Annotated in this window: 19 protein-coding genes; 5 read left to right on the top strand and 14 right to left on the bottom strand. The window is 72.6% G+C overall.

The window, feature by feature from the left end:
- Positions 1-91: 91 nt before the first annotated feature.
- From AB0M16_RS22730 to AB0M16_RS22710, 5 genes are all read right to left on the bottom strand, one after another.
- The gene (locus AB0M16_RS22730; RefSeq protein ID WP_365345828.1) at positions 92-301 is read right to left on the bottom strand and encodes a hypothetical protein; all 210 of its coding nucleotides are present in this window, start codon (positions 299-301) and stop codon (positions 92-94) included.
- 101 nt (positions 302-402) lie between these two features.
- Positions 403-1353 carry a cytochrome c oxidase assembly protein gene (locus tag AB0M16_RS22725; protein WP_365345647.1) on the bottom strand — a complete coding sequence of 317 codons (951 nt, stop codon included), beginning with the start codon at positions 1351-1353 and terminating at the stop codon, positions 403-405.
- A 114-nt stretch (positions 1354-1467) separates the two neighbouring features.
- Positions 1468-2493: a 6-phosphofructokinase gene (locus AB0M16_RS22720; protein WP_365345646.1), complete on the bottom strand. Its 1026-nt coding sequence runs from the start codon at positions 2491-2493 to the stop codon at positions 1468-1470.
- 176 nt (positions 2494-2669) lie between these two features.
- On the bottom strand, positions 2670-3398 hold the full coding sequence (locus AB0M16_RS22715) for a glutamine amidotransferase (RefSeq protein WP_365345644.1): 729 nt from the start codon (positions 3396-3398) through the stop codon (positions 2670-2672).
- Between the two features lie 32 nt (positions 3399-3430).
- Positions 3431-4672, bottom strand: a complete 1242-nt coding sequence (locus AB0M16_RS22710) for a MurT ligase domain-containing protein (RefSeq protein ID WP_365345643.1) — start codon at positions 4670-4672, stop codon at positions 3431-3433.
- A 114-nt stretch (positions 4673-4786) separates the two neighbouring features.
- Here AB0M16_RS22710 and def point away from each other — a divergent pair, with 114 nt between their 5' ends.
- Complete coding sequence (gene def, locus AB0M16_RS22705) at positions 4787-5347, top strand: peptide deformylase (RefSeq protein WP_365345641.1); 561 nt, start codon at positions 4787-4789, stop codon at positions 5345-5347.
- 137 nt (positions 5348-5484) lie between these two features.
- On the opposite strand, the gene AB0M16_RS22700 is transcribed toward def, so the two are convergent.
- Entirely contained in the window at positions 5485-6135 is a 651-nt protein-coding gene (locus AB0M16_RS22700; RefSeq protein ID WP_365345639.1) for a TetR family transcriptional regulator, read from the bottom strand.
- Between the two features lie 175 nt (positions 6136-6310).
- On the opposite strand from AB0M16_RS22700, the gene AB0M16_RS22695 reads away from it, so the two are divergent.
- Positions 6311-7543 (top strand): acyl-CoA dehydrogenase family protein, encoded by a 1233-nt coding sequence (locus AB0M16_RS22695; RefSeq protein ID WP_365345637.1) that lies wholly within the window; start codon positions 6311-6313, stop codon positions 7541-7543.
- A 29-nt stretch (positions 7544-7572) separates the two neighbouring features.
- Here AB0M16_RS22695 and AB0M16_RS22690 read toward each other — a convergent pair whose 3' ends face one another.
- Positions 7573-8040, bottom strand: coding sequence for a VOC family protein (locus AB0M16_RS22690; protein WP_365345635.1), 468 nt, complete (start codon positions 8038-8040; stop codon positions 7573-7575).
- A gap of 133 nt (positions 8041-8173) precedes the next feature.
- Between AB0M16_RS22690 and AB0M16_RS22685 the strand changes: the two genes are divergently transcribed.
- The gene (locus AB0M16_RS22685) at positions 8174-9544 is read left to right on the top strand and encodes a cytochrome P450 (RefSeq protein ID WP_365345633.1); all 1371 of its coding nucleotides are present in this window, start codon (positions 8174-8176) and stop codon (positions 9542-9544) included.
- A 12-nt stretch (positions 9545-9556) separates the two neighbouring features.
- Here the strand turns inward: AB0M16_RS22685 and AB0M16_RS22680 are convergent, their stop codons facing one another.
- The 5 genes from AB0M16_RS22680 to AB0M16_RS22660 all read right to left on the bottom strand — a co-directional run bounded on the left by AB0M16_RS22680 (position 9557) and on the right by AB0M16_RS22660 (position 14667).
- The gene (locus AB0M16_RS22680; RefSeq protein ID WP_365345631.1) at positions 9557-11221 is read right to left on the bottom strand and encodes an alpha/beta hydrolase; all 1665 of its coding nucleotides are present in this window, start codon (positions 11219-11221) and stop codon (positions 9557-9559) included.
- A 151-nt stretch (positions 11222-11372) separates the two neighbouring features.
- A complete protein-coding gene (locus AB0M16_RS22675; protein WP_365345629.1) occupies positions 11373-12689 on the bottom strand; it encodes a HAMP domain-containing sensor histidine kinase in 1317 nt (438 codons plus the stop codon).
- The gene (locus AB0M16_RS22670; RefSeq protein ID WP_365345627.1) at positions 12686-13357 is read right to left on the bottom strand and encodes a response regulator transcription factor; all 672 of its coding nucleotides are present in this window, start codon (positions 13355-13357) and stop codon (positions 12686-12688) included. Before AB0M16_RS22670 ends, AB0M16_RS22675 begins: the two co-directional genes overlap by 4 nt.
- A 58-nt stretch (positions 13358-13415) precedes the next feature.
- On the bottom strand, positions 13416-14192 hold the full coding sequence (locus AB0M16_RS22665; RefSeq protein ID WP_365345626.1) for a putative protein N(5)-glutamine methyltransferase: 777 nt from the start codon (positions 14190-14192) through the stop codon (positions 13416-13418).
- Positions 14185-14667: a glutathione peroxidase gene (locus AB0M16_RS22660; RefSeq protein WP_365345624.1), complete on the bottom strand. Its 483-nt coding sequence runs from the start codon at positions 14665-14667 to the stop codon at positions 14185-14187. The genes AB0M16_RS22665 and AB0M16_RS22660 overlap by 8 nt, the downstream gene beginning before the upstream one ends.
- A gap of 36 nt (positions 14668-14703) precedes the next feature.
- Between AB0M16_RS22660 and AB0M16_RS22655 the strand changes: the two genes are divergently transcribed.
- Positions 14704-14922: a DUF6011 domain-containing protein gene (locus AB0M16_RS22655; protein WP_365345622.1), complete on the top strand. Its 219-nt coding sequence runs from the start codon at positions 14704-14706 to the stop codon at positions 14920-14922.
- A gap of 99 nt (positions 14923-15021) precedes the next feature.
- On the opposite strand, the gene AB0M16_RS22650 is transcribed toward AB0M16_RS22655, so the two are convergent.
- Positions 15022-15885, bottom strand: a complete 864-nt coding sequence (locus AB0M16_RS22650; RefSeq protein WP_365345620.1) for an acyl-CoA thioesterase II — start codon at positions 15883-15885, stop codon at positions 15022-15024.
- Positions 15886-15913: 28 nt separating this feature from the next.
- Complete coding sequence (locus AB0M16_RS22645) at positions 15914-18487, bottom strand: DUF3516 domain-containing protein (protein ID WP_365345618.1); 2574 nt, start codon at positions 18485-18487, stop codon at positions 15914-15916.
- A 71-nt stretch (positions 18488-18558) separates the two neighbouring features.
- Here AB0M16_RS22645 and AB0M16_RS22640 point away from each other — a divergent pair, with 71 nt between their 5' ends.
- Positions 18559-19350 carry a metal-dependent hydrolase gene (locus AB0M16_RS22640; protein WP_365345615.1) on the top strand — a complete coding sequence of 264 codons (792 nt, stop codon included), beginning with the start codon at positions 18559-18561 and terminating at the stop codon, positions 19348-19350.
- The last annotated feature ends 265 nt before the right edge of the window (positions 19351-19615 follow it).

Genomic DNA, 19615 nt, shown 5'->3' with positions numbered 1-19615 from the left:
CCCAGGACCGCCCCTGACCCCTCGGCAGCCCGCTGCACTCAGCCCGACTCAGCGAAACCCGCAGGTCAGACATCACCATCCCGCTGGAGTACTAGGGCTGGGGTTTGGGGCGGTCGTGCCGGACCGGCCGGGCGTGCGGCTCGCCGGCGTCTGCGGCCGCCATCCCGATGGTGGCGACGCCGAGCACCACCCAGCCGAACCAGAGCCAGCCGCTGCTGCCGAGCGCCACCGTGTAGGTGGTGATCAGCACCAGTGCGGCGAAGGTGATCACACCCATGGTCTTCGTGGGACCGGACATCATCGCTCCGCCCTCCTCGAAGTCATCACGTCCCCGCCATCGTGACCCCGGAAGAGGGGCGCGCGCCATACCTGCGACGCGCGGTTGTGCGCTGGTACGGAGGGTTACCGCCCGCGAGCCTGGAGCGAGGCGAGGTACGCGTTGTACGCCTCCAGCTCCTTGTCGCCGTCCCGGTCCGCGGCCCGGTCCTTGCGGACCGCCTGCCGCTGCTCGGAGTGGTACCACTGGTAGACCAGAGCGATCAGCACGAGCACCGACGGGATCTCGCTGAAAGCCCAGGCGATGCCGCCGGCCGCGTGCTGGTCGGACAGCGCGTCGATGCCGAGCGAGGCCGGCGGGTCCGCGTAGACCTTCACCAGCGGCTCCGTCGCCATCATCATCGCGATGCCGAAGAAGGCGTGGAACGGCATGCCCGCGAACAGCTCCAGCATCCGCATCACGTACCCCGGCCGGTGCGGGCCCGGGTCGACGCCCATGATCGGCCAGAAGAAGACCAGGCCCACCATGAGGAAGTGCACCATCATCGCGACATGGCCCGCCTGCGACCCCATGAGGAAGTCGAAGAGCGGCGTGAAGTACAGCGCGTAGAGGCTCGCGATGAACATGGAGATGGTGAACGCCGGATGCGTGACGATCCGCATGTACCGGCTGTGCAGCAGCTTCAGCAGCAGCTCGCGCGGGCCCGTCGAGCCGCGGCCGGCCACCGGCAGCGCCCGCAGGGCCAGCGTCACCGGGGCGCCCAGCAGCAGGAGGATCGGCGACAGCATGGAGATGACCATGTGCTGCACCATGTGCACGCTGAACATGACCATTCCGTAGTCGTTGAGCCTGGTGCACATCACGAGTGCGATGGTCAGCACGCCCACGGCGAAGAACACCGTCCGGCTCACCGGCCAGGCGTCCCCGCGCCGGCGCAGCCGCGCCACGCCCCAGCCGTACAGGCCGAGCGCGGCGAGACAGCCGAAGAGGAAGAACAGGTCGGGGGAGAACTCCAGGGCCCGCCCCAGCGTGAACGGCGGCATATCCATCGTCATGCCGTGCCCGCTGTGATCCATCTATTACTCCTGGAGCCCGATTCGCGCTTGTTGTCCGCACCAGACTAGAACCGCCCCCGGTCGCGATCGCGACCGGGGGCGGTTCGTGGCGGGGTGCCGCCGTGCGAGACGGGCTCAGAGCACGTTCTCGGCCTCGGCGTAGCGGTCCTCAGGGACCGTCTTCAGGGTCTCCACGGCCTGCGCCAGCGGGACGAGCGCGATGTCGGTGCCGCGCAGCGCCGTCAGCATCCCGAACTCGCCGCGGTGCGCCGCCTCCACCGCGTGCCAGCCGAAGCGGGTCGCGAGGACGCGGTCGTAGGCGGTCGGGGTGCCGCCGCGCTGGACGTGCCCGAGGATCACCGGGCGGGCCTCCTTGCCGAGCCGCCGCTCCAGCTCCACGGAGAGCTGGTTGGCCACGCCGGTGAAGCGCTCGTGGCCGTAGATGTCCGTGCCGGCGGTCTTGAAGTCCATCGAGCCCTCGCGCGGCTTCGCACCCTCGGCGACCACGACGATCGCGAAGCGCTTGCCGTCCTCGAAACGGGCGCCGACCCGGGCGGTCAGCTCGTCCATGTCGAAGGGGCGCTCCGGCACGACGATGGCGTGCGCACCGGCCGCCATGCCGGAGTGCAGCGCGATCCAGCCGGTGTGCCGGCCCATGACCTCGACGATCAGGACGCGCTGGTGGGACTCGGCGGTGGTCTTCAGCCGGTCCAGGGCCTCGGTGGCCACGGTGACGGCGGTGTCGAAGCCGAAGGTGACGTCGGTCGAGGCGATGTCGTTGTCGATGGTCTTCGGCACGCCGACGATCGGCAGCCCGGCCTGCGACAGCAGGTTCGCGGCCTTCAGGGTGCCCTCGCCGCCGATCGGGATGATCGCGTCGAGGCCCAGGTCCGCGACGTGGCCCTTGGCCCGCTCGACGCCGTCGACGAGGTGGGCGGGCTGGACACGGGAGGAGCCGAGGATGGTGCCGCCGCGGGCCAGGATGCCGTTCACGGCGTCCAGGTCCAGCTTGCGGTAGTCGGCCTCGAGGAGACCCTTCCAGCCGTCGTGGAAGCCGATGACCTCGTCACCGTGGTCGACCACGGCGCGGTGCACGACGGACCGGATGACGGCGTTCAGACCGGGGCAGTCTCCGCCGGAGGTGAGCACACCAATGCGCATAGCCCAAAAACCTTTGCAACGTGGGCCGACTTCCGGACCACGTCGTCCGGCTGGATCCCCGCCACCCTATCGGTGCCGAGTGGCGGGGCCGAACCGAATGTCCGCAGATTGGACTCCGTTTTCACTGACGAATCCCCTGTGCGCACGGCCGCTCAGACGTGCAGTCTGCCGGGCCGTCAGGACGGCTGCGAAGCGGCGGCGATGCGCTCGTTGCGCAGCGCCTCGTACCAGCGGTCGTCCGTCGGCGGCAGTGCGTTCACGTCGAGCGCCAGCTTCAGGAGCAGGTCCGCGATCTGCGGGTTCCGCGCCAGGACCGGGCCGTGCATGTACGTGCCGAAGACGGTGTCGTTGTACGCGCCCTCGGTGCCGTCGCCGGTGCCGTTGCCCTTGCCGAACACGGTCCGGGCGAAGGGGCGGGCGGTCGGGCCGAGGTGGGTGATCCCCTGGTGGTTCTCGAAGCCGGTGAGCTGGGGGAGGCCCAGCTGCGGGTCGATGTCGGCGAGCACGTCGCCGACGCAGCGGGCGCCCTCGCCGCGGACCGTGGTCACGTCGAGCAGGCCGAGGCCCGGCTGACGCTCGCCGACGTCGTTGATGAACTCGTGGCCCAGGATCTGGTACCCGGCGCACACCGAGAAGATGATCGCGCCGTTGGACGCGGCCCGGCTCAGGCCGCCGTCGCGGATCAGCCGCTCGGCCGCGAGCCGCTGCGGCCGGTCCTCGCCGCCGCCGATCAGGTAGACGTCGCCGGAGGTCGGGATGGGCTGGTCGCTGCGCACGTCGACGCGCTCGACGCTGAGTCCGCGCTGGCGGGCGCGGCGCTCGACGACGAGGACGTTGCCCTGGTCGCCGTAGGTGCTGAGCAGGTCGGGGTAGACCCAGACCAGACGCAGGCTGCTGTCACTCATGCTGCAAGTCCTTCTGCGGGGTCGAGTCGGGGTCAGTTGCCGACGCGGCGGCGGACGTCCTGGAACGCGGTGTAGTTCGCGATCAGCTCGATCTGCCCGGGCGGGGCCACCGTGACGGCCTCGTCGAGCGTCTCGCACACGCGGAAGTCCACACCCGCGACCTCCAGGCGGACCGCGAGGTCCAGCTTGCGGTCGCCGATCACCATGATCGGGTGGCCGGCCAGGCGGCCGTAGTCCACGTCCCACAGCCACGAGGTGTCCGTGCCGTCGGCGCCCCGCGCGTTGACCGAGAGGATCACCGGCGTCGGCGGCCGGTCGATCAGGGAAAACGTTTCGAGCCAGCCCGCCGGGTTCTTCGCCAGCAGCAGCCGCAGGTCACGGCCCTGGAAGGAGACCACGTCGTAGCGGCCGGCGACGGCCTGCACCTGGTACATGCGCTCCAGGGCGACCTGCGGCGGCACTCCGAAGACCGCGGCGACCGCGGCGGAGGTGGCGGCGTTCGCCTTGTTGGCGCGGCCGGGCAGCTGGAGGTGGATCGGCCAGGCCGAGCCGTGCGGGTCGAGCACGTGGTCGCCGTTGAGCGCCCAGCTCGGCGCGGGCCGGCGGAAGCCGCACTCGCCGCAGAACCAGTCGTCGCCGGGACGCTGCAGCACACCGCCGCAGGCGGGGCAGGACCAGGCGTCGTCCTTCCACTCCTGACCGACGGCCACCCACACCACGTTGGGGGAGGAGGAGGCGGCCCAGACGATCAGCGGGTCGTCCGCGTTGGCGATGACCACGGCCTTGGTGCCGTTGAGGCCCTCGCGCCACTTCTCGGCCAGCATCCGGGTCTCGGCCGCGCGGTCGAGCTGGTCGCGCGAGAGGTTGAGCAGCGCGATCGCCTTCGGGGTGGTGTCCCGGGCGACGCCCGCCAGGTACTTCTCGTCCACCTCGATGACGCCGAACTTCGCGTCCGAGCCGCCGGCCAGCGCGGACGTGATGCCCGCCGGCATGTTCGCGCCCAGCGCGTTCGACACGACCGGCCCGCTGGCCCGCAGGGCCTCGGCGATCAGCCGGGTCGTGGTGGTCTTTCCGTTGGTCGCCGACACGAGGACCACGTCCAGGTGCTGCGCGAGCCGCCCCAGCAGATCGGGGTCGAGCTTGAGCGCGACCCGGCCGCCGATCACCGATCCGCTGCCGCGTCCCGCTGCCCGCGACACCGCGGCGGCGGCCTTGCCCGCCGTCACGGCCAGCTTGGCGCGCGGCGTCAGCGGCTCCGAGTTGCTGCCTGACATCGTCCTTGTTCCTCCTTGCGTCGGTCCGGGCTCAGCCTATCGAGATCCGGCCAGCAGCCCGAACCGCGGCACCGTGGCGCGGACGGGCTGACCCCTGAACGTACCCTTGCGCCCATGCGAAACCGGCTGATCCCCGGCAGTTCCGGCCACGTCCGAGCGATGACCCTGCTCGGCGACCCGGTGCTGCACACCCCCTGCGAGCCCGTCACCGACTTCGGCCCCGAGCTGGCCCGTCTCGTCGAGGACATGTTCGCGACGATGTACGCGGCGAACGGCGTGGGCCTCGCCGCCAACCAGGTCGGGGTGGGGCTGCGCGTCTTCGTGTACGACTGCCCCGACGACGAGGACGTCCGGCACCTGGGCCACGTGGTGAACCCGCGCCTGGTCGAGGCCGACGGCGAGGTGTTCCGCGGCCCGGAGGGCTGCCTGTCGCTGCCGGGCCTGGAGGCGCCGACCCCGCGGCACGACCGCGCCGTCGTCGAAGGCGTCCGCCTCGACGGCACCCCGGTCCGCGTCGAGGGCACGGGCTTCTTCGCGCGGTGCCTCCAGCACGAGTGCGACCACCTGGAGGGCGGGGTGTACGCCGACCACGTCACGGGATGGCCCCGACGCCGTCTGCTGCGGGCGATCCGGAAGGAGCCCTGGGGCGGGGGCGTGACCGCGCTGCGCGGCTGAGCCGCAGAGCCGCTGAGCCGCAGAGCCGAGGGTGCGCGTGGGCGCGCCCTCGCGGCGGGTCGTACCGACCGGTGCCGAGACCCCGTCCGGGGGCGCACCCCAGCGCCCTGCGGAGCGTCGCCCGCGACGGAGCGGGGTCAGAAGCCCGGTCCGTCCGCCCGGTCCCCGGCCGCCGCCAGCCGCCCCCACAGAAGGTCCGCCAGGCTGCGCACCAACTCGGCACGCGAGCAGGGGCGTTCGCCCAGCCACCAGTCACCGGCCGCGTGCATCATGCCGACGATCCCGTGGCCCCAGATGCGGGCCTGCGCCTCGCTGCCGGGACCGAGGTCGACGCGCTCGGCGATGACCTGGCCGAGCTCCTCGCCCATCCGGCGGAGCAGCGGCGCGGAGTGGCGGCCGACGTCGAAGCCCTGCTCCGCCTGGTGCGGCTCCTCGGCCGGGTGCATGAGGAAGCGGTAGACCTGCGGCATGGCCTCGATGGAGGCCAGATACGTGTCGAGGGTGGACTCGACCCGCTGCCGCCGCTCCGAGGGGGCGTCGAGCGCCGCCCGGAGCGCCGAGAGCAGGGCGTCGGTGTGGCGGGTGGCCAGGGCGCGGTAGAGGCCGCCCTTGTCGCCGAAGTGGCGGTAGAGGATCGGCTTGGTGATCCCGGCCTCGGCGGCGATCGCGTTCATGGAGGCCTTCGGCCCGTCGCGGAGCACCACGCGGTCCGCCGCCTCCAGCAGTTCCCGGCGCCGTTGGTCGGCCGGCTTCTGCTGGTCGGTGGTGGTCCGGTGTGTGGTGTCCATAAGCGTCTCTCCCCGCCCGTGCGAATTCCTGAGGCTGTTCGCAACGTAACACCCGACCGGCACCCGGTGCCGTCCGGCCCGTGTCCGGGATGATGCGCTCCGTTGCTGGTTGACAGCCTCTACCCGCCGGTAACAGACTGCTGTTACCGCAAGTAACATACCGCTGGGAGGGACCATGGCCGAGTTCACGCTCGAACTCAACGACGACCAGAAGCAGGTGCGCGACTGGCTCCACGGCTTTGCCGCAGACGTGATGCGCCCGGCGGCGGCCGAGTGGGACGAGCGTGAGGAGACCCCCTGGCCGATCATCCAGGAGGCGGCCAAGCTCGGAATCTACTCCCTCGACTTCTACGCCCAGCAGTTCTTCGACCCGACCGGCCTCGGCATCCCGATGGCCATGGAGGAGCTCTTCTGGGGCGACGCCGGCATCGCCCTCTCCATCGTGGGCACCGGCCTCGCCGCCGTCGGCGTCCTCGCCAACGGTACCGAAGAGCAGATCGGGACGTGGGTCCCGCAGATGTACGGCGACGCCGCGGACGTCAAGGTCGCCGCCTTCTGCTCCTCCGAGCCCGACGCCGGCTCCGACGTGGCCTCCATGCGCACCCGCGCCGTCTACGACGAGGCCAAGGACGAGTGGGTGATCAACGGCACCAAGACCTGGGCGACCAACGGCGGCATCGCCAACGTCCACGTCGTCGTCGCCGTCGTCGACCCCGAGCTCGGCTCCAAGGGCCACGCCTCCTTCATCGTGCCGCCGAACACCCCCGGTCTCTCCCAGGGCCAGAAGTTCCAGAAGCACGGCATCCGCGCCTCGCACACCGCCGAGGTCGTCCTCGAAAACGTCCGCGTCCCCGGCCACTGCCTCCTCGGCGGCAAGGAGAAGCTCGACGAGCGGCTCGCCCGGGCCCGCGAGAAGGCCAAGCAGGCCGGCAGCGGTGAGCGGGTGAAGAACGCCGCCATGGCCACCTTCGAGGCCTCCCGCCCCGCCGTCGGCGCCATGGCCGTCGGCACCGCCCGCGCCGCGTACGAGGTCGCCCTCGACTACGCCAAGACCCGCGAGCAGTTCGGCCGCCCGATCATCGACAACCAGGGCGTCGCCTTCCAGCTCGCCGACATGCGCACCCAGATCGACGCGGCCCGCCTGCTGGTCTGGCGCGCGTCCTGGATGGCGACCGCCGGCAAGCCCTTCACCTCCGCCGAGGGCTCGATGTCCAAGCTGTACGCGAGCGAGGTCGCCAAGAAGGTCACCGCCCAGGCCATCCAGATCCTCGGCGGCAACGGCTACACCCGCGAGTACCCGGTCGAGCGGATGCACCGCGACGCCGCGATCTACACGATCTTCGAGGGCACGAGCGAGATCCAGCGCCTGGTGATCGCCCGCACCCTGTCCGGCATGCCGATCCGCTGACCGGCCGGAGCATCCGCGGCCCGGAGGCCTCACACGACGCAGAACTCGTTGCCCTCCGGGTCCTGGAGCACCACCGCGTAGTAGTCCATCCCGTCGGGCTCGGCCATCGTGTACAGCACGGACGCGCCCAGGCCCGTCAGACGGGCCACCTCGGCGTCGACGCGCTCGCGGCGCACGGCGAGCGGGACGCCGCGGCCGCCGCCGACCTTCAGGTCGAGATGCAGCCGGTTCTTGACGGTCTTGGGCTCGGGAACCTGCTGGAACCAGACGCGCGGCCCCGTCCCCTTCGGGTCGACGATCGACTCGGGCAGCTCCCCGGCGCCGTCCGTCAGCTCGTCCTCCGGGACCCCGATCGCCCTCCAGTACGCCGACCAGGTCGGATGGCCCTCCGGAGGCGGCTCCGGCACGTACCGCAGGGCCTCGGCCCAGAAGGCGACGAGGCGCTGCGGCTCGGCGCAGTCGACGGTGAGCTGCAGGGTCATCTCGGGTGCGTCCATGGAGGCATCGTTCCAGAGACCACGGACAACGGGCCGCCGTGACGACTACCGACGGGTCACCTCCTGCGGCAGAATCGATCAAGCGATCGCGAAACCGACCACGCGACCGGAGCTCCCAGGGGGGAACGGCACGATGGCGACGACCACCGCGCGGGCGATACCCGAACTCACCGGAATCCCGTTGCTCGGCTCACTGCTCGACCTCAAGAACGACTCGCTCGGCACCTTCCTGAAGGCCCGCCGCGACCACGGCGACGTGGTCCGCGTCACCGCCGGGCCGCCCGGCGCGCGGGCCACCGTCCATTGCGTCTTCTCCGCCGAGGGAGCCCAGCAGGTCCTGGCCGGCGACGCCGCCAACTTCCGCAAGGACAACGCCTTCTACCAGGAGATCCGCGAGTCCTTCGGCAACGGACTGCTCACCAGCCAGGACGGCGACTACCTTCGCCAACGGCGGCTCGTCCAGCCGCTGTTCACCCGCCGCAGCGTCGACACCTACGCGTCCGCCGTCGCCGCCGAGGTCACCCGGCTCACCGACAGCTGGCGCGAAGGGGCGGCGGAGTCCGTCGACGTCGTCCACGAGATGACCGGTCTCGCCCTGCGCGCCGTCGCCCGCATCCTCTTCGGCACCGACGTCGAGGCCGCCGTCGGCATCGTCGAGCGGTGCTTCCCGGTGATGGGCGCCTACGTCTCCCGCCGCGGCTACTCGCCCCGCAACCTCCCGCGCACCTGGCCCACCCCCGGCAACCGCCGCGCCGCCGTCGCCCACGAGGAGCTCTACGCCGTCTGCGACCGCATCATCGCCGAGCGGCGCGCCGCCGGGACCCACACAGGAGAACGGGACCTGCTGACCCTCCTGATCGCCGCCGGCAGCGAGGAGGACGGCGGCTTCGACGCGGCCGAACTCCGCGAGCAGATCCTGGTGTTCCTCCTCGCCGGCCACGAGACCACCGCCACGTCGCTCGGCTTCGCCCTGCACCTGCTCGCCCGTCACCCCGAGGCACAGCGACGCGCCCACGAGGAGGTGGACCGCGTCCTCGCCGGCCGCACCCCCGAGGCCGCCGACCTCGACGCGCTGCCCTACCTCACCCAGGTCCTCAAGGAGGCCATGCGGCTGTTCCCGGCAGCCCCGGCCATCGGACGGCGGGCCGTCGAGGCCACCGAGATCGACGGGTACGCGATCCCCGCCGGCGCCGACGTGATCGTCTCCTCGTGGGTCACCCACCGGCACCCCCGCTACTGGGACGACCCCGAGCGCTTCGACCCCGACCGCTTCACCCCCGAGGCCGAGGCCGCCCGACCCCGCTACGCCTGGTTCCCCTTCGGCGGCGGGCCCCGCGCCTGCATCGGGCAGCACTTCTCGATGCTGGAGTCCGTGATCGCCCTCGCGATGGTCCTCCAGGACTACGAGCTGGAGGCCGTCGACACCCATGTGCCGCTCGGCTTCGCGATCACCCTCCAGGCCCTCGGCCCGGCCCGCTGCCGCCTCACGCCCCGCGCGCGCTAGCGGGGGCGGGCGTCACGGCGTGCACGTGGTGCCGGGTCGGACCTTCGTCAGGGCGATCAGATAGTCCTCGACCTTCCGGTCGACGCAGGCGTCGCGGCCGTAACCGGTGTGACCCGCCGCCCGGAAGGACAGCAGCATGCCGCCGGGGAACTGCCGTGCCAGGCTCACCGCCTCGTCGTACGGCGTCGCCGGGTCGCCCGCCGTGCCCACGACGAGGACCGGCGGGACGCCCGCGGCGCTCACCCGGTGCGGGCGCTCCGGACCGGCCGGCCAGTCCTTGCAGACCAGTTCGCCGGTCAGCCCGGTGGTGCCGTAGACGCCGGCGGCCTTCTCCGCGGGGGCCAGCGCGTCCCAGTAGGCCCGCTCGTCGCGCGGGTGGGGGACGTCGAGGCAGTTGACGGCGATCAGGGCGGCCTCGGCGTTGTCCTCGGGGACTTCGGAGGCGGCGGGGTCCGAGGAGTCCGCTGACCCGTCCGGCGTCCCGGTTCCGCCGGACCCGTCGGAGCCCTCCCCGGCGTCGCCGGGCTGCTCCTCCTCGGCCTCCGTGGCCAGGGCCGCCAACGGCGTGCCGTCGCCGCCGTCCGCCGCGCGCAGAGCCGCGGACAGGCCCTCCCACTGCGCCTCCGGCGTGTACATGGACAGGCTGAGCGCGGAGACCACACCGGCGGCGTCGATCCCCTCCTCGGAGCCCTCGACCGGCAGCGGCTCGCGCTCCGTCCGCTCCACGAGCCGGCCGATCAGTGCGCGTATCTCCTCCGGAGCGGCACCGGGGCAGCCCTTCTCGACGACGTCGGCGCAGGTGCGCGCGTACGTGTCGACCGCGTCCTTGAAGCCCTTCGCCTGGTTCAGCATGCGCTGCCGCCAGTCGAGCGCCGGGTCGACGGCCCCGTCCAGGACCATCGCCCGCACGCGGCGCGGGAACTGCTCGGCGTACGAGGTGCCCAGGCTCGTGCCGTACGACCAGCCGACGTACGTCAGCCGCGGCTCGCCCAGCGCCGCCCGCAGCACGTCCAGGTCCCTCGCAGCGTCGGCCGTGCCGACGTGCGGGAGCAGCTGACCGCTGGCCTTGCGGCAGGCCTCGGCCGTCGCCCGCGCGTCGGCGAGCGCGGCGGCACGCTCGGCCGCCGTACGGGGGTGGAGGGGGACAGGGGCGGCCGGGGGCGCGGACTCCTGGTCCGGCTCGTCCGGTCGGTCCGGGGCGGCGCACGTCAGCGCCGGCTCGCTCTCGCCGACGCCGCGCGGGTCGAAGGCCACGATGTCGAACCGCTCGCGCAGACCGCGCCCGAGGTCGTCGGCGAGGCCGTCCCTGAGCGCCTGGACGCCCCGCTCACCGGGGCCCCCGGGGTTGTAGACGAGGGAGCCGATCCGTCGGTCCGCCGTCGCCGTGGCGGCCTTGGCGACCGGGAGGACGAAGGTCTTGCCGTTGCCGGGGCGGGAGTAGTCCATGGGGACCGTGAGCGAGGCGCACCGGAGGTCGCCGCAGGGCCGCCAGGCGAGCTTCTGCCCGTAGAACCGGCGCAGTTCCGGCCGGTCGGCCGGATCGGCGCCGGCGGACGCGGGCCCCGGCCGCGCCTGGTCCGGCCCCGAACCGGTCGTGCAGGCGGCCAGGGACGTGGCGCCGAGGACGGCGAGGGCGAGGGCGAGGGCCGGACGACGGCGGGTGGTGGCGCGGATCACGAGGAGCTCCCCTTGGATGGTCGGTCCGGGAAAGGATCACGCGCGGATGCTGAGGATTTGCTGAAGCGGGTGCGGGTGCCGGTGCGGGTGCCGGTGCGGGGAAGGCGATGGGGACGGCGAGGGGCACCCGGGGCGGGTGCGACAGGGGCCGTCAGCGCTCCCGCGCGGGGAGCCGCAGCACGAACCGCGCCCCGCCGCGCTCCCCGGGCCCCGCCGTGAGGCTGCCGCCGTGCGCGTGGGCCACCCAGGAGGCGATGGAGAGGCCGAGGCCCGTGGAGCCGGAGCCGCTGCGGAAGCGTTCGAAGAGGGCGCCCGCGACCTCCGGGGGAAGCCCGGGACCGGCGTCCTCGACCGTCACGGTGCCGTCGCGCGTCACCGTGACCACGACGTCCGCCGGGACCCCCGGCGCGTGACCGTGCCCGAGGGCGTTGCCCAGCAGGTTGCCGACGGCCCGGCGCACCAGGTCGGGATCAGCGGCCACGACCGTGTCCTCGGCCTGGATCCGGATCCGGTGCTCCTCCGCGGCGGACTCCTCGGCTTCCCCCACCACGGCCTCCACCAGCTGGTCGAGGCGCAGCGGCTGCCGGGCCGGTACGGCCGTGCCGGACATCAGGCGGGCGCGGGTGAGCAGTCCGTCGACGAGCCGGCCCATGCCCTCCGCGAGGCGCAGGGTGCGCCGGTGCACGTCCACTCCGTCCGTCTCGCCGCGCAGCGCGGTCTCGGCGAGGGTGCGCAGCGAGGCGGCCGGGGTGCGCAGGTCGTGCGCGGCGTCCGCGAGGAACGCCTCCTGCTGGCCCAGGGCGGCGAGCGCGGGCCGGACCGCCCGCCCGGACAGGACGTGGCCGACGGCCGCCGACAGGAGCACGAGCACCGCGCAGCCGCCCGTCACCACCCACACCAGGCGCCGGTGGTCGTCCTGCGGGGCGCTCGCGTCGGCCGTCGTCACCAGGACGCCCTGGGGGCCCTCGTCGTCGGCGGCCTCGGCGGCGTAGAAGGGCAGCGCGAAGACCCGTACGGCCGTGCCGTCCGCCGTGCGCCGGTCGAAGCCGCGCGGCTCCTCCGCCCGCGCCGCCGCACGGCCGGCCTCCAGGACCACGCCGCGGCTCACGGCCAGGCAGGGCTCGGCCGGCGCGTGCTGGACGGTCAGGTCGGCGGGGTCCGCGCCGTCGACGAGGAGAACGGTCAGCGGCGGGCAGTCGATGTTCAGGTTGTCCGCGAGGACGGCCGTGTCCAGGCGTCCGTCCGCGTCGGTCTCCAGGAGCCCGAGGGCCCAGCTGCTGTCGGAGTCCATCGCGTGATCGAGCTGCTCGCGCCAGCGGCCGCTGTCGCTGCGCACGGCCAGCACGCCCATCGCGATCAGACCCACGGCGCTGGTGAGCGCGAACAGCAGGCTGATCCGGCGCCGCAACCGCAGCACCCGCTCCGTGGGCGTGAGCGGCCGTGCCCGGCGCGTACGGAGGCCGCTCACCGGGCCGCGTCGGGCGCGAGCCGGTAGCCGACCCCGCGCACGGTGTGGATCGGCGGCGGGTCGCCGAGCTTGCGGCGGAGCTGGGAGACGAGGACCTCCAGGACGTTGGACTGAGGCTCGGCCATCTCGTCCCAGCAGCTCTCGATCAGCTCGGCACGCGGGACCGCCTGGTCGGCGCGGGCCGCGAGGACCTCGAGCACGGCGAACTCCCTGCTCGTCAGCGTCAGCAGGACGCCGCCGCGGCGCACGTGCCGGCGTGCCGTGTCGATCTCCAGATCGCCGACGTGGTGCACCGGAGGCCGGACCACGGCGGCGCGGCGGCACAGGCTGCGCACCCGCGCGACCAGCTCGGGCACCGCGAAGGGCTTGACGAGGTAGTCGTCGCCGCCGCTCGCGAAGCCCGCCACGCGGTCGGCCACGGTGTCGCGGGCGGTCAGGAACAGCACGGGCACGTCACGGCCCGCGCGCCGCAGACCCTCGACGTAGGCGGCGGCGTCGCCGGACGGCAGCATCCGGTCGAAGACGGCGCAGGCGTACGAGGTGACGAACAGCGCCTCGTCGGCCTGCGGCAGGTCGGCCGCCTCGTCGACGGCGAGCCCGGCGGCCCGCAGGGCGGCGGCCACACCGAACCGGAGGTTTTCGTCGTCCTCGACGAGCAGTACGCGCACGCCGCACACCTTAGGCGGTGCCCGGTCCGAGCAGCCGCGGAGGCGATGGCCGCGCCCGTCACGCACCCTGGCCGCGGGTCGCCACCACCACCGTCGCGTACAGCTCCTCGTCCTCCAGGACCCGGGCCGTCAGGCCGCGCTCGGTGATCGCCGCCACCGCCCGGTCGGCCTGGCGCTCGCTGGTCTCCACCAGGAGGTGCCCGCCAGGGGCCAGCCATTCCACCGCCCCGGCCGCGACCCGGCGCAGCACGTCCAGGCCGTCCGCGCCGCCGTCGAGGGCGACCAGCGGCTCGTGCTCGCGGGCCTCGGCGGGGAGCAGGGCGACGTCCTCGCTGGGGACGTACGGGACGTTGGCGACCAGGACCTCGATCCGGCCGCGCAGCGCGTCGGGCAGGGGCTCGAAGAGGTCGCCCTCGTACACCCGGCCGCCGCGCGGCTCCACGTTGCGGCGGGCGCAGCGCACCGCCGCAGGCTCGATGTCGGCGGCGTGCACCTCGGCGCCCTCGACGGACGCGAGCAGCACCGCCCCCGCCGCGCCGGAGCCGCAGCACAGGTCGACGCAGACGGCGCCCGGCCGGGCCAGCGACACCGCCTCGGCGACCAGGAACTCGGTACGTCGGCGCGGAACGAACACCCCGCCGTCGACCTCGATCCGCAACCCCCCGAACTCGGCCCAGCCCACCACGTGCTCCAGCGGCAGGCCCGCGGCCCGCTGCCCGACCATCACGTCGAGCTCGGCCGGACCGGCCGCCGCCGCGCGCAGCAGTTCCGCCTCCTCCTCGGCGAAGACACAGCCCGCGGCCCGCAGCCGCTCCACCACCCCCAGGTCAGGCAAGCTGGGCCTCGATCGCCGCCACGACCTCCGGGGCCTCCGGCTCGGTGCGCGGACGGAAACGGGTGACCGCGCCGTCCCGGCCGATCAGGAACTTCTCGAAGTTCCACTGGATGTCGCCGGCCTCGCCCTCGGCGTCCGCGACCTTGGTCAGCTCCGCGTACAGAGGGTGCCGGTCGGTGCCGTTGACGTCGGCCTTCTCCAGGAGCGGGAAGCTCACGCCGTACGTCGTCGAGCAGAAGGTCTGGATCTCGTCCGCGCTGCCCGGCTCCTGGCCCGCGAACTGGTTGCACGGCACACCGAGCACGGTGAATCCGCGCTCGCCGTACTCCTTCTGCAGCCGCTCCAGACCGGCGTACTGCGGGGTGAGACCGCACTTGGAGGCCACGTTCACGACCAGCACGGCGTGGTCACGGTAGTCGGCCAGCGAGACGGGGTCCCCGGTCAGGGTCTTCAGCGGAATGTCGTACAGGCTCATGGACTGCTCCTCGTCGGAATGGGGTTTGATCTCAACATGGGAGAAGAACCGCTGGCAATCGACATCGATTCCGCACCGGGGGAGAGGACCGATCCGCGCCTCGTGCGGTGCCGCCTTTGCGGCCGTCCGCTGACCGGCGCCGCGTCCCGCCGCACCGGCCTCGGCCCCTCCTGCGACGCCAAACTGCACCCCCCGGGCCCGGACGTCCGCACCCGGCGCCACGAGGTCGAGCAGGACACCCTGCCCGGCGTCTGAACCCCGTCCGGCGTCTGAACCCCGTCCGGCGTTTGAACTCCGTCCGGCGTCTGACCCCTGTCCGGCCCTGGATCCGCCGGTCAGGGCCGGGCACGGTTTCTAGAGCTTCCGGAACAGCCCCTCCTGCACCACCGACACCAGCAGTCGCCCCTCGCGGTCGTAGATCCGCCCGCGGGCCAGGCCGCGGCCGCCCGTCGCGATGGGGGACTCCTGGTCGTAGAGGAACCACTCGTCGGCGCGGAACGGGCGGTGGAACCACATCGCGTGGTCCAGGGACGCCATGTCGAAGCCGCGGGGACCCCACAGCGGCTCGACCGGGATGCGGACCGCGTCGAGCAGGGTCATGTCCGAGGCGTAGGTGAGGGCACAGGTGTGGATCAAGGGGTCGTCGCCCAGGGGGCCGACCGCACGCATCCAGACCGCGCTGCGCGGGTCCGCGCCGTGGACCTCCTCCTTCGTCCAGCGCAGCCGGTCGACGTAGCGGATGTCGAACGGCTGCCGGCGGGCCATCCGCTCCAGGGCCTCCGGGAGGGCGCCGAGGTGGTCGCGGATCTCGTCCGCGAGCTTCGGCAGGCTCTCCGGGTCGGTGAGGTGCCGGGGCGGCAGCTGGTGATCGAAGGCGCCCTCCTCGGGGAGGTGGAAGGAGGCCGTCAGATTGAAGATCGTCCGGCCCTCCTGGACGGCGGTGACCCGGCGGGTCGTGAACGAGCGCCCGTCGCGCACCCGCTCCACCTGGTAGACGATCGGCACGCCGGGCCGGCCCGGGCGCAGGAAGTAGGCGTGCAGCGAGTGCACCGGGCGCTCGGCGTCCACGGTGCGGCCGGCCGCCACCAGGGCCTGGCCGGCGACCTGCCCGCCGAAGACCCGCTGCAACGACTCCTGCGGGCTGCGCCCGCGGAAGATGTTCACCTCGATCCGCTCCAGATCGAGCAGATCCACGAGCCTCTCGGCGGCGTTCGTCACCTTCGTCCTCCTCCAGGTGTCCGCGCGGCTACAGTTGTCCGACCGACGTCACGCGGACGACCGCCCGGCCCTCCTCGTCCGAGGCCGCCAGGTCCACCTCCGCGCTGATGCCCCAGTCATGGTCCCCGTTCGGGTCGGCGAAGGTCTGCCGGACGCGCCAGACGCCGTGCGCCGGGTCCTCCTCGATGGACAGCAGCTTCGGGCCGCGCGCGTCCGGCCCCGTACCGAGGTCGTCGTACTCGTCCCAGTACGCGTCCATCGCCTCGCCCCAGGCGTCCGCGTCCCAGCCGGACTCCGCGTCCATCTCGCCGAGCTCGTCCACGTGGTCGAGCGCCGCCAGCTCCACCCGGCGGAACATCGCGTTGCGCACCAGGACCCGGAAGGCGCGGGCGTTCGCGGTGACCGGCTTGACCTGGTCGGCCTTCTCCTGGGCCTCCTCCGCGGACTCCAGTTCCGGATTGGCCAGCTGCTCCCACTCGTCGAGCAGCGAGGAGTCGACCTGCCGCACCATCTCGCCCAGCCAGGCGATCAGGTCCTCCAGGTCCTCCGTCTTCAGGTCGTCCGGGATCGTGTGGTCGAGCGTCTTGTACGCGCTCGCCAGATAGCGCAGGACGATTCCCTCGGTGCGCGCCAGCTCGTAGAAGGAGGTGAACTCGGTGAAGGTCAGTGCCCGTTCGTACATGTCGCGGATGACCGACTTCGGCGACACCGGGTGGTCGCCGACCCACGGGTGCGACTTGCGGTACACGTTGTACGCGTGCCACAGCAGCTCTTCGAGCGGCTTCGGGTACGAGATCTCCTGGAGCCGCTCCATCCGCTCCTCGTACTCGACCCCGTCGGCCTTCATCGCGCCGACCGCCTCGCCCCGTGCCTTGTTCTGCTGGGCGTGCAGGATCTGCCGCGGGTCGTCCAGGGTGGACTCGACGACCGACACCATGTCGAGGGCGTACGAGGGGGACTGCTGGTCCAGCAGGTCGAAAGCGGCGAGCGCGAACGTCGACAGCGGCTGGTTGAGCGCGAAGTCCTGCTGCAGGTCGACCGTCAGACGGATCGTGCGGCCCTCGGCGTCCGGGGTGTCCAGCTGCTCCACGACCCCGCCGTCGAGCAGCGAGCGGTAGATCGCGATGGCCCGGCGGATGTGCCTGAGCTGGTTCTTGCGCGGCTCGTGGTTGTCCTCCAGGAGCTTGCGCATCGCCTCGAAGGCGTTGCCGGGGCGCGCGATGACCGAGAGCAGCATGGTGTGGGTGACCCGGAAGCGGGAGGTCAGCGGCTCCGGCTCGGCGGCGATCAGCTTCTCGAAGCTGTTCTCGGTCCAGCCGACGAAGCCCTCCGGGGCCTTCTTCCGCACCACCTTGCGGCGCTTCTTCGGGTCGTCGCCGGCCTTGGCGAGCGCCTTCTCGTTCTCGATGACGTGCTCAGGCGCCTGCGCCACCACGAAGCCGGCGGTGTCGAAGCCGGCCCGGCCGGCCCGGCCCGCGATCTGGTGGAACTCCCGCGCGCGCAGCGTGCGCACCCGGTTGCCGTCGTACTTGGTCAGTGCCGTGAAGAGGACCGTGCGGATCGGCACGTTGACGCCCACGCCGAGCGTGTCCGTCCCGCAGATGACCTTCAGCAGACCCGCCTGGGCCAGCTTCTCCACCAGGCGCCGGTACTTCGGGAGCATGCCCGCGTGGTGCACGCCGATGCCGTGCCGGACGTAACGGGAGAGGTTCTTGCCGAACTTCGTGGTGAAGCGGAAGTTGCCGATCATCTCGGCGATGGCGTCCTTCTCCTCGCGCGAGCACATGTTGATGCTCATCAGCGACTGGGCGCGCTCCACCGCCTGCGCCTGCGTGAAGTGGACGATGTAGACGGGTGCCTGCTTCGTCTCCAGGAGCTCGGTGAGGGTGTCCGTGATCGGAGTGAGCCGGTACTCGTACGACAGCGGGACCGGCCGGGTCGCCGAGCGGACCACAGAGGTCGGCCTCCCGGTCCGCCGGGTCAGGTCCTGCTCGAACATCGACACGTCGCCGAGCGTCGCCGACATGAGGACGAACTGCGCCTGCGGCAGCTCCAGGAGCGGGATCTGCCAGGCCCAGCCGCGGTCCTGCTCCGCGTAGAAGTGGAACTCGTCCATGACGACCTGGCCGATGTCGGCGTCCTTGCCGTCGCGCAGCGCGATCGACGCCAGCACCTCGGCCGTGCAGCAGATGACGGGCGCGTCCGCGTTCACGGACGCGTCGCCGGTCAGCATGCCGACGTTCTCGGTACCGAAGATCTTGCACAGGTCGAAGAACTTCTCCGACACCAGCGCCTTGATCGGTGCCGTGTAGAACGTGACCTGGTCGTTCGCCAGCGCCGTGAAGTGCGCGCCCGCCGCGACGAGCGACTTTCCCGAACCCGTGGGGGTCGACAGGATCACGTTCGCCCCGGAGACCACCTCGATCAGCGCCTCCTCCTGGGCCGGGTAGAGCGTGATGCCCCGGTCCTCCGCCCATGAGGAGAAGGCCTCGAAGAGGGCGTCGGGGTCGGCGGTCGGCGGCAGCTGATCGATAAGGGTCACGCCCCCATCTTGCCTGGATTCCGCCCGGATGAGGGAACCGGCCGTCGGATCGAAGATCACGGACGATAGGGTGGCCCGTCGACCGGACGCCAACTGGGCGTCGGCGTACGAGAAACGGGGCGGGTACGACCATGATGGGACCGGCGCACTCGCTGTCCGGAGCTGCGGCCTGGCTGGGCGTCGGCGCGGCCGCGGCAGCCTTCGACCACCCCATGCCGTGGCCGGTTCTGGTCGTCGGCGCGCTCCTCTGCGCGGGCGCGGCCCTCGCCCCTGACCTGGACCACAAGTCGGCCACCATCTCGCGTGCCTTCGGTCCGGTCTCGCGGGGCCTCTGCGAGATCGTCGACAAGCTGTCGTACGCCGTCTACAAGGCCACCCGCTCTCCCCAGGACCCGCGCCGCTCCGGCGGCCACCGCACCCTCACCCACACCTGGGTGTGGGCGGTCCTGATAGGCGGCGGCTGCTCCGTCGCCGCCGTGACCGGCGGCCGCTGGGCGGTCCTCGCGATCCTCTTCGTCCACCTGGTCCTCGCCGTCGAGGGCCTGCTGTGGCGGGCGGCCCGGATGTCCAGCGACGTCCTGGTGTGGCTGCTCGGCGCCACCAGCGCCTGGATCCTCGCGGGCGTCCTCGACCAGCCCGGCAACGGCGCGGGCTGGCTCTTCACCCAGCCGGGCCAGGAGTACCTGTGGCTCGGTCTGCCGATCGTCCTGGGCGCCCTCGTCCACGACATCGGGGACGCCCTGACCGTCTCCGGCTGCCCGATCCTGTGGCCCATCCCGGTCGGCCGCAAGCGCTGGTACCCGATCGGCCCGCCGAAGGGCATGCGCTTCCGGGCGGGCAGCTGGGTCGAGCTGAAGGTCCTGATGCCGGCGTTCATGGTGCTCGGCGGCGTGGGCGGGGCCTCGGCGCTCGGCTTCCTGTAGCCGGGGGCCCGGTGGCCCGGGGGGCTTGCAGCCCGGCGGGCGGTGGCCTGGTAGCGGTGGCCCGGCAGCGGCAGCGGCAGCGGCAGCGGCGGCCCGGCGGACCGCTGGCCGGTGGCCTGGCAGCTCGGTGGCCTGGGGCCCGGCCGGCGGCCCGGTGGCGTGGGGCCCGGCCGGCGGCCCGGTCGGTGGTTCGGTGGCCCGGTCGGTGACTCGGGCGGGCGCCCGGGATGCCCGGGCTGCCCGTGAGCCGCCCCGCCGTGAGCCG

The sequence above is a fragment of the Streptomyces sp. NPDC051921 genome (assembly GCF_040680975.1).
Taxonomy (GTDB): domain Bacteria; phylum Actinomycetota; class Actinomycetes; order Streptomycetales; family Streptomycetaceae; genus Streptomyces.
The sequence above is the reverse complement of the archived record's forward strand: the minus strand, read 5'-3'. Positions and strand labels throughout refer to the sequence as shown.

Bases quoted from the DNA above. Each gene is read 5' to 3' on its own strand.
- AB0M16_RS22730 (WP_365345828.1), bottom strand. From the start codon at position 301: ATGATGTCCGGTCCCACGAAGACCATGGGTGTGATCACCTTCGCCGCA.
- AB0M16_RS22725 (WP_365345647.1), bottom strand. From the start codon at position 1,353: ATGGATCACAGCGGGCACGGCATGACGATGGATATGCCGCCGTTCACG.
- AB0M16_RS22720 (WP_365345646.1), bottom strand. From the start codon at position 2,493: ATGCGCATTGGTGTGCTCACCTCCGGCGGAGACTGCCCCGGTCTGAAC.
- AB0M16_RS22715 (WP_365345644.1), bottom strand. From the start codon at position 3,398: ATGAGTGACAGCAGCCTGCGTCTGGTCTGGGTCTACCCCGACCTGCTC.
- AB0M16_RS22710 (WP_365345643.1), bottom strand. From the start codon at position 4,672: ATGTCAGGCAGCAACTCGGAGCCGCTGACGCCGCGCGCCAAGCTGGCC.
- def (WP_365345641.1), top strand. From the start codon at position 4,787: ATGCGAAACCGGCTGATCCCCGGCAGTTCCGGCCACGTCCGAGCGATG.
- AB0M16_RS22700 (WP_365345639.1), bottom strand. From the start codon at position 6,135: ATGGACACCACACACCGGACCACCACCGACCAGCAGAAGCCGGCCGAC.
- AB0M16_RS22695 (WP_365345637.1), top strand. From the start codon at position 6,311: ATGGCCGAGTTCACGCTCGAACTCAACGACGACCAGAAGCAGGTGCGC.
- AB0M16_RS22690 (WP_365345635.1), bottom strand. From the start codon at position 8,040: ATGGACGCACCCGAGATGACCCTGCAGCTCACCGTCGACTGCGCCGAG.
- AB0M16_RS22685 (WP_365345633.1), top strand. From the start codon at position 8,174: ATGGCGACGACCACCGCGCGGGCGATACCCGAACTCACCGGAATCCCG.
- AB0M16_RS22660 (WP_365345624.1), bottom strand. From the start codon at position 14,667: ATGAGCCTGTACGACATTCCGCTGAAGACCCTGACCGGGGACCCCGTC.
- AB0M16_RS22655 (WP_365345622.1), top strand. From the start codon at position 14,704: ATGGGAGAAGAACCGCTGGCAATCGACATCGATTCCGCACCGGGGGAG.
- AB0M16_RS22640 (WP_365345615.1), top strand. From the start codon at position 18,559: ATGATGGGACCGGCGCACTCGCTGTCCGGAGCTGCGGCCTGGCTGGGC.